Annotated in this window: 15 protein-coding genes; 7 read left to right on the top strand and 8 right to left on the bottom strand. The window is 38.6% G+C overall.

All coding sequences use genetic code 11. The features are described 5' to 3' along the window. Window positions 1–132: 132 nt before the first annotated feature. On the bottom strand, window positions 133–618 hold the full coding sequence (locus ACFX4N_RS21625; RefSeq protein ID WP_013059199.1) for a DUF456 domain-containing protein: 486 nt from the start codon (window positions 616–618) through the stop codon (window positions 133–135). 347 nt (window positions 619–965) lie between these two features. On the opposite strand from ACFX4N_RS21625, the gene ACFX4N_RS21620 reads away from it, so the two are divergent. Then, window positions 966–1757, top strand: a complete 792-nt coding sequence (locus ACFX4N_RS21620) for a DUF1189 domain-containing protein (RefSeq protein WP_057274032.1) — start codon at window positions 966–968, stop codon at window positions 1755–1757. 147 nt (window positions 1758–1904) lie between these two features. Here the strand turns inward: ACFX4N_RS21620 and ACFX4N_RS21615 are convergent, their stop codons facing one another. Then, window positions 1905–3116, bottom strand: a complete 1212-nt coding sequence (locus ACFX4N_RS21615; protein ID WP_192099980.1) for an MFS transporter — start codon at window positions 3114–3116, stop codon at window positions 1905–1907. Between the two features lie 76 nt (window positions 3117–3192). On the opposite strand from ACFX4N_RS21615, the gene ACFX4N_RS21610 reads away from it, so the two are divergent. Together ACFX4N_RS21610 and ispG are read left to right on the top strand one after the other, a co-directional pair. Continuing rightward, complete coding sequence (locus tag ACFX4N_RS21610; protein ID WP_013059203.1) at window positions 3193–3525, top strand: hypothetical protein; 333 nt, start codon at window positions 3193–3195, stop codon at window positions 3523–3525. 151 nt (window positions 3526–3676) lie between these two features. Continuing rightward, window positions 3677–4780 carry a flavodoxin-dependent (E)-4-hydroxy-3-methylbut-2-enyl-diphosphate synthase gene (gene ispG / locus ACFX4N_RS21605; RefSeq protein WP_301264633.1) on the top strand — a complete coding sequence of 368 codons (1104 nt, stop codon included), beginning with the start codon at window positions 3677–3679 and terminating at the stop codon, window positions 4778–4780. A 39-nt stretch (window positions 4781–4819) separates the two neighbouring features. On the opposite strand, the gene ACFX4N_RS21600 is transcribed toward ispG, so the two are convergent. Beyond that, window positions 4820–5185, bottom strand: a complete 366-nt coding sequence (locus ACFX4N_RS21600) for a G protein-coupled receptor family protein (protein WP_013059205.1) — start codon at window positions 5183–5185, stop codon at window positions 4820–4822. Window positions 5186–5444: 259 nt separating this feature from the next. On the opposite strand from ACFX4N_RS21600, the gene ACFX4N_RS21595 reads away from it, so the two are divergent. Then, window positions 5445–6020, top strand: a complete 576-nt coding sequence (locus ACFX4N_RS21595; protein WP_013085038.1) for a 5' nucleotidase, NT5C type — start codon at window positions 5445–5447, stop codon at window positions 6018–6020. 30 nt (window positions 6021–6050) lie between these two features. On the opposite strand, the gene ACFX4N_RS21590 is transcribed toward ACFX4N_RS21595, so the two are convergent. Genes ACFX4N_RS21590 through ACFX4N_RS21580 form a run of 3 tightly spaced genes read right to left on the bottom strand, consistent with a single transcriptional unit; the run spans window position 6051 to window position 8079 of the window. Further along, a complete protein-coding gene (locus ACFX4N_RS21590; protein WP_013059207.1) occupies window positions 6051–6464 on the bottom strand; it encodes a Fur family transcriptional regulator in 414 nt (137 codons plus the stop codon). Then, window positions 6461–7303, bottom strand: a complete 843-nt coding sequence (locus tag ACFX4N_RS21585; RefSeq protein WP_013059208.1) for a metal ABC transporter permease — start codon at window positions 7301–7303, stop codon at window positions 6461–6463. Before ACFX4N_RS21585 ends, ACFX4N_RS21590 begins: the two co-directional genes overlap by 4 nt. Continuing rightward, on the bottom strand, window positions 7300–8079 hold the full coding sequence (locus ACFX4N_RS21580) for a metal ABC transporter ATP-binding protein (RefSeq protein ID WP_013059209.1): 780 nt from the start codon (window positions 8077–8079) through the stop codon (window positions 7300–7302). The genes ACFX4N_RS21585 and ACFX4N_RS21580 overlap by 4 nt, the downstream gene beginning before the upstream one ends. Before the next feature lie 273 nt (window positions 8080–8352). Here ACFX4N_RS21580 and ACFX4N_RS21575 point away from each other — a divergent pair, with 273 nt between their 5' ends. Next, window positions 8353–8604, top strand: coding sequence for a DUF2624 domain-containing protein (locus ACFX4N_RS21575; protein WP_013059210.1), 252 nt, complete (start codon window positions 8353–8355; stop codon window positions 8602–8604). Between the two features lie 49 nt (window positions 8605–8653). Here the strand turns inward: ACFX4N_RS21575 and ACFX4N_RS21570 are convergent, their stop codons facing one another. Both ACFX4N_RS21570 and ACFX4N_RS21565 read right to left on the bottom strand, forming a co-directional pair. Next, window positions 8654–9541 (bottom strand): deoxyribonuclease IV, encoded by an 888-nt coding sequence (locus tag ACFX4N_RS21570; RefSeq protein WP_013059211.1) that lies wholly within the window; start codon window positions 9539–9541, stop codon window positions 8654–8656. Between the two features lie 28 nt (window positions 9542–9569). Beyond that, window positions 9570–10889 carry a DEAD/DEAH box helicase gene (locus tag ACFX4N_RS21565; RefSeq protein ID WP_013059212.1) on the bottom strand — a complete coding sequence of 440 codons (1320 nt, stop codon included), beginning with the start codon at window positions 10887–10889 and terminating at the stop codon, window positions 9570–9572. Between the two features lie 185 nt (window positions 10890–11074). On the opposite strand from ACFX4N_RS21565, the gene ACFX4N_RS21560 reads away from it, so the two are divergent. Next, window positions 11075–11779 (top strand): YqfQ family protein, encoded by a 705-nt coding sequence (locus ACFX4N_RS21560; protein ID WP_013059213.1) that lies wholly within the window; start codon window positions 11075–11077, stop codon window positions 11777–11779. A 128-nt stretch (window positions 11780–11907) separates the two neighbouring features. Further along, complete coding sequence (locus ACFX4N_RS21555; protein ID WP_013059214.1) at window positions 11908–12858, top strand: 4-hydroxy-3-methylbut-2-enyl diphosphate reductase; 951 nt, start codon at window positions 11908–11910, stop codon at window positions 12856–12858. The last annotated feature ends 39 nt before the right edge of the window (window positions 12859–12897 follow it).

Raw genomic sequence — 12897 nt, 5'->3', positions numbered from 1 at the left:
CCACAGGTAGGACTCGAACCTACGACCGATCGGTTAACAGCCGATAGCTCTACCACTGAGCTACTGTGGAACAATATAACATTTACTAGCGACATTAAAAATTTAACATGTTTCTAGCCTAAAGTCAATATATTATTTTAAAACAGCGTATAAAAAATAGGCAATCATCAGCAGTTGAATAAATCCTTTTGAAATAGCGCCACTAAAAAAGCCAATAACCGAACCTACTCCAATTTTTACTGCGTTGCTAATTGTGGTCCGATGAACAATCAGTTCTCCTACAATCGCTCCGATAAACGGCCCTAAAATAATTCCAAATCCCGGAATGACAAACGGACCCACAAGCAGCCCAACTGTACTTCCCCAAACACCTGCTTTAGTGCCTCCGAATTTTTTCACACCAATAATATTAGCTATATAGTCTGCTAAAAAAAGTGCGACAACTAACAATCCTTGTATCACCCAAAATAACCAGCTATAGGAGCTAAAATCATAAAATAAACCGTATATAACAAATCCTAGAGCTACAAATAGCACGCTTGGGATGATGGGATAAACCAACCCAACAAACGATACAACAAAGCTAATGATAATTAATGCCCAACATAAAATAGCCATGCCCGCACCTATCCTTTTTATTATTACTATTTATCATACAATAATCACTCCTATAAAGAAAGACCTTGCACGACGAGTCCTTCCTTTATTTTACTTTCGAATACCTCTTCAAATAATGATTTTCGAGTGTACCTCTGCAATATTAACAGCACGGTCCTCAAGCTGCCCGTAATATCCCCAAAAACAATGACGGCAAAACCTGTACATATACGCATAAGATGTGCTTGTGACAAAACGCTCCACCGCATCATTGTAATTGGTAACGGTTTCTAAAATCTATTGTAAACCTTAAATTTTCGCTATAAAATAAGGTATAATCAGAATCTTCAATAAGAGGAGGCTTTACAATGAGCATGCTGAAAAAGATGGCATGGAGTTTTACTTCCTTCAAAAAAATAAGGTCGCTTCGCTTTGAGCATACGAATAAAACAATTGGCTTTGTGCTGTTTTTAACATTTATTTCTTTGCTGCCTACATTTTTCTTTATGACTTTGACGATTGTAAACGGCTATCATATCGCTACTACAGATCTTCCGAAATCTGTTCCTTCTTTTTCTATTTCAAACTCACAGCTTACGTCAAGTCAACCTTTCACAAAAAAAACAAACGGTACCGCTTTTATCTTAAACCCCTCACAGTCTATTGAACGGTTTCATTCCCCTGCTCATGCAATTGGTTTTTTAAAGGATGGAATTTACATCACGACTAATTCACAAACACAAACGTATTCATATGAGTTGCTAAACTGGCATCATAAAGATAAAAATGAACTGCTAAACTTGCTGCACGAACAAAAATTTTCTTTATACATACTTGTCCCTATCGCTATGCTTTTACTGTACGTATTAACATCTGGACTAAACTTCCTTTCTATTACCTGCCTTGCTTATCTTGGAAAACTGATTGGACTCATTACTAAAAAGCAGCTTCCTTTCAAGCAGCTATGGGCACTGAGCGCTTATAGTACGGTAGCCTTCACGCTGCTTTATACGCTTTTTGAAGCTTTTTCTTTGTCTCTAGCACTACATAGCTCTCTTTACTGGATAGGAACATTCTTCATTTACTTGTTGCTCGTCACAAGGGTTCCTATAAGAAAAAAGGTAAAACCTAATAAAGATGCTGGGACAAACGTATTTTAGTTGAAGGAAAATCCAAACGAGGAATCTAGATTCTTGATAGAGAATCCAACTCGTTCGGATTTTTTTATTGATATGGTGAACGCAGGTTTCATGTATGCGGCTGCTTCTAGCTGGTGATTGGAGTGATTTAGTTAAGTCTCAGCCTCTTTATTTCGGTACAACTTTTCTTCTTCCCATTGCAGAAGAAAGAATTTTCAACTGATACAAAACCCACAAACCTCCTGCTGTGAGCAGAATAAAGCTATAAACAAACATCAGCCTTTCAGCATGCATCCACACTTCAAAAACAACAGGTCCCAACGCTACTCCTAAAAATCTCACCGTTCCATAAATGGATACAATAAACCCTCTTTTTTCGTCTGAAGCCGCTGAAGTAATCATCATATTAATACACGGAAGAACAAATCCTAAGCCGCCAAAGGCGACTGTCAAACAAAACATCAGCACAGGAAGCGTATAAATAATCGTTAATACTCCAAACATCAGGAATAAAAGAGTTATCCCTACTATCATTAATTTTTTCATGAGCTCTACATCTGTTTTGATGCGTTGACCGGTCCAGTAAGAAACGAGCGTCATCGCACCAAGAGGAAATAAAAAAGCGGTTCCTTTAAAAAAACCGTCTATATGATACGTTTCCTCTATTAGAAAAGATAAGTAATATAAAATGCCAAATAATAAAAACAACCCCAATCCCCCGACAAAGAATAAAGGAAAAAGTGATTTTCTTTTATCATAGACAATCCCAATGGCTTTCTTTAAATATTCTTGAACAGATACTGAATCCGAACCTGTTTTCCCTTCTCTCACATACATCACTATACCTACTAAAGCAGCACCTGCAGCTAAAGGATAGACAAAAAACGCGGCATACCATACGACGAGTGCTGCCGATGCTCCAATTATCGGTGCAACCACTTTTCCAACTCCGTTATACACTTCTAAAATCCCGAGGACTTTTGCTCTTTTTCCCCCTGTAAATACATCTCCAGTTAATGCCATTGCCAACGTTGTAGTACCTGCAGCTCCAATCCCTTGAATGACTCTGCCTGCCATCAACACAGCAAAGCTTCCAGAAGAGAATGAAGCACTACTAGCAGCGATGACACTACCTATTATCATCATGACGAGTGAATATATGATTAACTTTTTACGCCCATACCGGTCTGATAAAATCCCTACAGCAGGGATACACAATGCGGCTGGAATCGAAAATGCACTCAGTATCAAACTGGTTTGAACTCCGCTTAAATGAAGTGACTTTTGAATGCTTGGCAGCAGAGGAATGAGCATGGAATTTCCCAGCACCATGATTAAAGGCAATAAGCCTAATGAAACAATCATTAATTTTTCTTTCAATTTTCGTTCTCCAATCATATTTAAGTAAGACAAGCATAGGCTTTACACATAAGCAAAAGAATGAAGGAGGAGCATAATGAAAAAGCTATGTGCATTAGCCGCTTTCGCTTTTATCGGATATATTTGTCACTACGACATTAAATACGGGACCATTCCCACTGCTACTGAAGCAGTTCAAGTCAGCAAAGCGCAGCCTGCAGAAACAAAAGCCGCCAGCTCTTCTTCCACCTATACAAAAATAAAAATTAAGCCAGGCGATACAGTTTTGTCCGTCATTGAGGAGCTTACAAAAAAATCGATACCGGTTTCTATGAACCAAATGATTACAGACTTCAAAAAGTTAAATAACGGTACAGCGCCTGAGGATATTCAAATTGGAAAAACGTATAAGTTCCCTATTTACAAGTAATGACAGCATTCTTCTTGTCAAGATGGGATAGTCATTGTTAAAATAGCTAAGGTAGTACTTTCTACTAGTTATTTTGTTCATAAAGAGTTATTCTATTAATGAATTCAAATTCTTGATTTCATTTTGAAGGAGAGATTATCACGTGAGTGAAATTATACATCGTACAAAAACACGCCCGGTTAAAGTTGGAGATTTAACAATCGGAGGCAGCAACGAGTTAGTTATTCAAAGTATGACAACCACTAAGACACATGATGTTGAAGCAACGGTTGCAGAAATTAAACGTTTAGAAGAAGCAGGATGCCAAGTTGTTCGTGTTGCTTGTCCAGACGAGCGCGCAGCAGATGCAATCCCTGAAATTAAAAAACGCATTAGCATTCCATTAGTTGTGGATATTCATTTTGACTACCGCTTAGCATTAAAAGCAATTGAAGGCGGAGCGGATAAAATCCGTATCAACCCTGGTAATATAGGTCGCCGTGAAAAAGTGGAAGCTGTTGTAAATGCTGCAAAAGCTAAAAATATTCCAATTCGTATTGGAGTTAACGCTGGTTCACTTGAAAAACGTATTTTAGATAAATACGGCTATCCGACAGCAGATGGCATGGTAGAAAGTGCACTTCATCACATTAAAATTTTAGAAGACCTTGATTTCCATGACATCATCGTGTCAATGAAAGCATCGGATGTTAACTTGGCAATTGAAGCTTATGAAAAAGCTGCTCAAGCATTTGACTACCCTCTTCACTTAGGAATTACAGAATCGGGTACATTATTTGCAGGAACTGTAAAAAGTGCAGCAGGTCTTGGCGCTATTTTATCTAAAGGAATCGGAAATACATTACGTATTTCTTTAAGTGCGGATCCTGTAGAAGAAGTAAAAGTTGCGCGCGAATTGCTAAAATCATTCGGTTTAGCTTCCAATGCTGCAACTCTTATTTCTTGCCCAACTTGCGGACGTATTGAAATTGATTTAATTAGCATTGCTAATGAAGTTGAAGAGTATATTTCAACTGTAAAAGCACCGATTAAAGTAGCGGTACTTGGCTGCGCTGTAAACGGTCCTGGTGAAGCTCGTGAAGCTGATATCGGGATTGCAGGAGCACGCGGTGAAGGTCTACTATTCCGCAAAGGCGAAATCGTACGCAAAGTTCCTGAAGAAACAATGGTTGAGGAACTAAAAAAAGAAATTGATAAAATTGCTGCTGAATATCACGCAAAGCAAGAAGCTGAAAAAGCTGCAGCTAAATCATAACCCAAAAAAAGCGAGGCGCATATGCGCCTCGCTTTTTTTTTATGAAAAGAACGGTAATATAAACGTACCGACAATAATCGATACAACTCCGATCCCTATTGCCCATGCTCCTAGCGTAAGTGCTCCTTTTCTGCGTGCGATAAACCCTAGAATAATCCCAGCGGCACCAAGAATAATTGGTAAAAAGAATAGTGAAAGAATCGAAAGCACGAGTGCGAAACGACCGTATCCCGTTCCTTCTCCTCGTCCAGCGACTTCATGATTGCGATTGCGATCAATATCTATAACTTCACGCTCTGCATGAGGCTCTCCTACTCGGTAAGGAACGCCCACTTCAGCTGCAGTTTCTTCCATGAAATCAGCTTCATATACATCTTTTCTACGCCTTTGTTCTTCATTCTCCATGCTTAATCCCTCGCTTTCGTAAATAAGGAGCATTTATAGTATCTGAATGCGAGGGAAAATTATAAGTGTCAATCTTATACAGCTGCTCACTCTCTTACAAGAAATAGGTACAGACGCAATCACCAGGCCATGCAGTGATCATTACGTTTTGCCAAAGGCGTATAAAAAGTATTACTGTTTCTGTTTGGGCTTTATGTTACACTAGACAAGAATAATCAAGCACCTAAGTAGAATAAACGTATTAAAGGAGTGCACGTAGTTGACGAAAAAGTTTGGAATTGACATTGATGGAACTGTTACTTCTCCTGAAACTTTTGTTCCTCATTTAAATAAAGCCTTTAACTTAAATTTAACACTTGAAGACATTACAGAATATGATTTCAGCCCTTTTGTAAATGTATCACCTGCTGAACTCGGGAAATGGTTTAAAGCAAATGAACGCTCTATTTACGAAACCTCTCCACTTGCAGACGATGCAAAAGCGGTTTTGCAAAAATGGCATCAAAAGCACGAATTATTCTTTATTAGTGCAAGGCACGATAAGCTATTGGACGTCACGGAAGAATGGTTTCAAAAAAATGAACTATCGTTTCATCACATTGAGTTAGTCGGATCTCATTTTAAAGTTGAGACAGCAAAACGATATGATGTTGATATCTTTTTTGAAGACAAACATGATAATGCTTGTGAAATCAGTGAAGAATGCAATATCCCCGTTATCTTATTTGATACTCCTTATAATCGCTTACCTGTTCCAAAAGGAGTGGTTCGCGTATACAATTGGCTAGAAGCAGATCAGTGGGTAGCCAGCTGGTTAAAAGAACAGCAAAAATAAAAAAGAGAGGTGCATAACGCCCTCTCTTTTTTATTGATTACATTCTATACATTGACCGTAAATTTCAAATTTATGGCCTGTAATATTGTATCCTCGCAAATCCTCGTCTACATACTCCATCGGACAAGCTTCAATTTCTTTTGTTTTTCCACAATCTAAACAAATGAAGTGGTGATGATGATGGGCGGTTGCACATTTAAATCGAAAGTGCTTTTCGCTCGAAAGCTCTGTCATTTCAAGTACGCCTAACTCCACAAACAATGATAAATTACGGTAGATTGTATCAAAACTCAGACCAGGATAATCAGGCTTCATGTATTCTAATACATCTTTTGCCGTTAAGTACTTATTTGATTTTGAAAACAGGGCAAGCATTTCTTCACGTTTTCCTGTATGTTTATATCCTTGATCTTTTAATAAATGAATGGCTTCAGTTAAATTCATTTTTGTTTCCCCTTCCGTCCTTTATTAATCATAATAGATATGATTAAAATAACAACAGCAATGACAACAATTGTACCGCCTGGTGCTAAATCCAAGTAGTACGCTGAAAATAATCCGCCTAAAACAGATATTTCACCAAAAATCACCGAAAGCAAAATCGTTTGTTTAAAGCCTCTAGCTAAGCGAATGCTTGCTGCTACAGGAAGAGTCATAAGAGATGACACTAATAAGATACCGACGATACGCATCGATACAGCAATGACAAGAGCAACCATCACAATAAATAAAAAGTGCATCCACTTCGATTTAATCCCAGAAGCAGAAGCGTGCTCCTCGTCAAAAGATAAAATAAACAATTCTTTATATAAGAAAAAGACAATAGCTATAACAAATACGGCTATGACAACAACTGTCCAAAGATCCGAACGACTCACCGCACTTACGCTTCCAAACAAATAATTCATTAAATCATTATTAAAACCGTCCGCTAGCGAGATACAAATTGCACTAATACCAATTCCGCCCGATAAAATAATCGGAATGGCCAGCTCTTGGTAATGCTTGTAGACGCTTCGAAGTTTTTCAATAAAAAGAGCGCCTGTAACGGAAGATACCATCCCTAAATAGACGGGGTTCACTCCTTGCATAAACCCTATTTTCTGACTAAGAAGCAAGCTCGCAGAAATCCCCGCTAGCGTCACGTGACTTAACGCGTCTGCAATTAAAGAAAGACGTCTTACTACGATGAACGTGCCCAATAAAGGAGCTAAGACGCCAATAATCATACCGGTTAAAAATGCATTTCGTAAAAACTCAAATTGAAATAAACTGCTTATCATACGTGCTGCCCTCCATGATGATGATCATGGGTTAACACATGAACATTATGACCATAAAACATAGATACGTCATGTTCACAAAGCTGTTCGAATTCTTTGGCATTCCCATGAAAGTGTAGAAATTTATTTAAACAAGCAACGTGGGTTACTTTTTCTGAGACAGTGCCAATATCGTGAGTGACAAGCACGAGCGTAATTCCTTTTTCCTTATTTAACTTTTCAAGAAGCTCATAAAAAGTGTACACATTTTGTGCATCCACTCCGACTGTTGGCTCATCTAAAATTAACAGCTCGGGCTCACTTACAAGCGCGCGTGCAATAAAAATTCGCTGCTGCTGACCACCGGATAGTTCTCCTATGTTTCGATTTAAAAATTCGCTCATCCCCACTGCTTCTACCGCTTCTTTTACTTTTTGTTTATGAGAAGCATTCATAAAGCGAAACAAACCTAATTTTGAAGTAAGACCCGTGGAAACCACTTCAAAAACGGTAGCAGGAAAGCCGCTGTTGAAACTATTCGCTTTTTGCGATACATATCCAATTTTACTTCGTTCTTTAAACCTTCTCTGATCTTTTCCAAATAAACGAATTGCACCTTGAGATGGTTTTTGCAAACCAAGCAAACATTTGATTAGCGTTGATTTCCCAGAACCATTTGGACCAACGAGACCCAAAAAAGCTCCTTTCGGAATTGAAAAACTTATATCTTCTAATACATTCACTCCATCATATTGAAATGATAAATGATCAATTTCAATGATATCAGGTGTATTCATATGCGCCTCACCATTCTTTTTTTATATTTCTCCATACAAAAGAGGGCACGGTTTCTATCGTATACTCCGTTACCCATTTACTTTCTCAGAATCATTACGATTTAGTCATTAATGTAGTATACAGGATTGTCTTTTATTTGTAAACTAAGCCGTTTCACTCCTTCGCTTTCTTGCCTCTGTAAGTTCATCCGACTCAAAATGTTGTTTTATTACACAATATAGTCACATCTTTCTTTTTTATTCATAAACTGTATATGACGAGGAGGTAATCATATGAAAATTGTACAGCAGATTGTCAATAAGAAAGTAAACAACATTACCCCGAAAGAGCTTTTAAAGTATAGCAAACAATACAACATCCCCATTACAGATCAGCAGGCACATACCCTTGTATCCGTCATTAGACAGCAGCCCGTAAATATTTATAACCTTGAAGAGCGCCGAAATTTAATCAAACAAATTGCTCAAGTAACAGATCGTGAAACTGCCAGACGAGTGAATGAATTATTTCAGCAGTTGATGTAAAAGAAGAGGTCATGTCTATAGACATGACCTCTTTCAACCACATATGAAATTACATAAGCTTTTGTTTTACCTCTGAATCAAAGCTTTGTGCACGAATCATATCAATTTCCAACTGATATGGCGCTTTTTTATTTTTCTTATCTTCTCCTACATAAGGAGTTTCTAGAATTTTAGGAACTTCTGTAAACGCTGGGTGATGAACAATATAATTCAGTGCACCAAATCCGATTTCACCAAATCCAATATTTTCATGGCGGTCTTTTCGAGCACCGCATACATTTTTACTATCATTGATGTGAAGCACTTTAATTCGCTGTATTCCTACGGTTTTGTCAAATTCATTTAATACACCGTCAAAGTCTTGAACGATATCATAACCAGCATCATGTACGTGACATGTGTCAAAACAAACAGAGAGCTTTTCATTGTGCGTCACGCCATCAATAATTTGGGCAATTTCTTCAAAGCTTCTTCCACACTCTGTTCCTTTTCCAGCCATTGTCTCAAGCGCAATTTGAACTTCTTGATCAGCTGTCAACACTTCGTTTAGACCTTTGATAATTTGCTGAATACCGGCATCTGCTCCAGCACCCACGTGAGCTCCTGGGTGAAGAACAATTTGCTTTGCGCCAAGAGCATGGGTGCGCTGAATTTCAGACGTTAAGAAATCTACTCCAAGCTCAAATGTTTCGGGCTTTGTTGTATTTCCTAGATTAATGATATAGGGAGCATGTACAACAATATCTGTCATTCCATGCTCTTTCATATGCAAAAGACCAGCTTCAATATTAAGCTCTTCAATCTTTTTGCGACGAGTATTTTGTGGAGCGCCTGTATAGATCATAAACGTATTTGCTCCGTAAGAAGCTGCCTCTTCACTTGCTCCTAAAAGCATCTTTTTGCCGCTCATCGATACGTGAGAACCAATTTTCAACATTCCTTTTTACACCTCTAACCTATTGCGATTAACGATTGTTGCGTCTTTCACTACGCTTTTTCTTTTGCACATACTTTGTAATTTCACGAGCACGTTTTTTCTTGTAGCCAGGCTTTACTTTCTTCGGCTTTTGAATAAAGCGATGTGCCTCTTCTCCCACTTCATCCGCTTTCTTCACACGCTTTTTACGGCGGTTACGGTCATCGATGGAAACCCATTCTTGCTTTTGAAGATCTTTGTTTACAAACTCGATTCCCATTTTCTCCAGCTTATTTACTGCATCTTCATCTTCCACATCGAAGATTGTAGCAGCAATGCCAGAATGACCGGCACGAGCTGTACGTCCTACGCGGTGAATGTAGAAATCTAGATCTGAAGGAAGCTCAAAGTTAATGACGTGTGAAATTCCTTCAATATCAATACCGCGAGCTGCTAAATCTGTCGCTACTACGTATTGAAATTCTAAATTATTAATTTGCTTCATCATTTTCTTACGGTCACGAGGAGATAAGTCTCCGTGAATTCTTCCTACCTTTAAGCCTTTAGACAGTAGGTCATCTGCTACTTCGTCCGCCATTTTCTTTGTATTTGTAAAGACGATAGCTAAATAAGGATTATACGAAATAAGCATATCATGCAGCAGCTTAAACTTGTTACGATGACGCAGTGGAACTAATACATGCTCTAATTTAGCTGCTGCTGCTTGCTTCGGCGAAACATGCGTAAATTTTGGATTTTCCATGTATTTTTTTAAGAATGGCTTTAATTTTTCAGGAATAGTTGCCGAAAAAACAAGCATCTGTAATTTTTCAGGCATGTTGCTTGCCAAACGGTCCACATCTTCTAAAAATCCCATATCAAGCATTAAATCAGCTTCGTCTACTACTAACGCCTTTGTTGTATACACAACTAACGCTTTTTCATTTACTAAATCAAACAAACGAGCCGGTGTTCCTACAACAACTTGAGGCTGCTTCTTTAATTTGTCGATTGTACGCTGCTTATCTGTACCGCCGATAAAACATTTTGCTGAAATTTCTTCTCCTTCAGCACTGTGTTTTGTTAGCTTTAATACTTCTTGATAAATTTGAGAAGCAAGCTCACGAGTTGGAGCGGTGATCACAACTTGTACTTCTTCTTTTTTAGGGTCTACCTTTTCAAGTAAAGGCAATAAATAAGCGTGTGTTTTGCCGGTCCCTGTTTGCGACTGACCAATTACACTTTCCCCTTTTAAAACGGAAGGAATTAAGCGCTCCTGAATCTCTGTAGGCTGATAAAAACCTAATTGTTTAATTGCTTCTATTAAAAATGGTTGAAACTCAAAACGTTCAAAGTTTGTTTTTTCCATAATAGTCTCCTTTTTTACATTCACGTTCATCTTTTAAGGCACAATATATGATTATAATCGATTTTTCCTTCTGTGACTACTTCTCATTCATATTACTAAAACTTATTACCTGTTTCAAAAACATTTTATCGCGAGTTGCATACGATAGTAAAAGAAAATCTACTTTACTAAAGGAGGTGCGTCCTTTGCTACAGCGAAGACCACCATTTCCACCCGGTATGCAAAGAAGAATGATGCCAGGAATGCCACCACAAAACGGCTTTGGGCAACAACCTGGTAACTTTGGCCAATTTAATCCATTACAGCAGTTTCGTAACTTTGCCCAGCAAACAAATGCTCAACAATCATTTTACCCGAATCAGCAAGGCCTGAACCGTGGAGGAGGTAACTTCTTAACTCGCCTATTCCGAAGAGGCGGAAATAGAAACATACCATTTCAACAAGCGGCTGCAGCTGCTCCTCGAGGTTCTTTGTTTTCTGGACTTTCAGGAGCCCAAGGTGCTGCAGGAGCGACTAACTCTTCTTCCCTGCTTGGAGGTTTGCAAGGATTAACGAACCCTGCTAACTTGAGCTCCATGATGGGGAATGTTCAGCGAGTACTAAAAGCAGCGGAAACGATGGGACCTATGATTCAACAATACGGACCTCTTGTCAAAAATGCTCCTTCTCTATGGAAAATCTATCAGGCCTTGCGCTCAAGTGATGACACAGATGAAGTACTCGAAGCAGAAGGAACAGAGGTTTCTGAAACGGATGAAAGTAAAGACAGTAAGGTTTTATCAGCAGGCGCAGAAAGCACGGATTCATCCGATGATGAGCTGGATTTCTTTGAAGAAGAAATTGAACATTCATCCAGAGATCGGGTGTCTAAACCAAAACTTTATATTTGATAAATGTGCTGATTCCTTAAGGAAATACAGTGAGCAAAAAAAGAATATCTTTGTATTCTTCCTTCCTCTTTTATATAATAGAAGCGAGTTGAATTGCTCGTCAGGATTATGATGAGGAGGAAATTGAAATGAAAGTTATTAAAATTGCACCGCGCGGCTATTGTTATGGTGTAGTAGACGCAATGGTCATTGCACGAAACGCCGCTTTAGATAAATCATTGCCTCGACCAATCTATATCTTAGGAATGATTGTTCATAATAAACACGTTACAGATGCGTTTGAAGAGGACGGCATTATCACACTGGACGGTGCTAATCGCCTGGAAATCTTAGACCAAATAAATGAAGGAACCGTTATTTTTACTGCGCACGGAGTATCTCCAGAAGTAAAAGAACGAGCAAAAGAAAAAGGCTTAACAACAATCGATGCTACATGTCCGGATGTTACAAAAACCCATGACCTTATTCGCCAAAAAGAAAAAGAAGGCTATGACGTTATTTATATCGGAAAACGAAATCATCCTGAGCCAGAAGGTGCACTTGGTATCGCGCCAGATATCGTTCATTTAATTGAAAAAGCAGAAGACGTAGCCCATTTAAATATTCAACGTGAGAAAATCATTGTAACAAATCAGACAACAATGAGTCAGTGGGACGTTGCAGAAGTAATGGAAAAGGTAAAAGAAAAATATCCGCACGCTGAAGTTCACAAGGAAATTTGTTTAGCTACACAAGTTCGCCAAGAAGCTGTAGCCGAGCAAGCAGGTGAAGCAGATGTTACAATTGTAGTAGGAGATCCTAAAAGTAACAATTCAAACCGTTTAGCTCAAGTATCAATGGAGATTGCTGGCACTGAGGCATATCGTATCGGTGACATCTCAGAACTTCAGATCGAATGGTTGATGAACGCGAAAACCGTAGCTGTTACGGCAGGCGCATCTACCCCTACTCCAATCACAAAAGAGGTCATCAATTTTCTAGATCAGTTTGATCCGGAAGATGAAACAACATGGACACGTGAAAAAAGCGTGCCTCTTTCAAAGATTTTACCAAAAGTTCGAACAAAAAAATCGTCTTAATAGACGCAAAAGAAGGTGTTGACATTCGTCAACACCTTC

Source organism: Priestia sp. YIM B13551 (assembly GCF_042787905.1).
Taxonomy (GTDB): domain Bacteria; phylum Bacillota; class Bacilli; order Bacillales; family Bacillaceae_H; genus Priestia.
The sequence above is the reverse complement of the archived record's forward strand: the minus strand, read 5'-3'. Positions and strand labels throughout refer to the sequence as shown.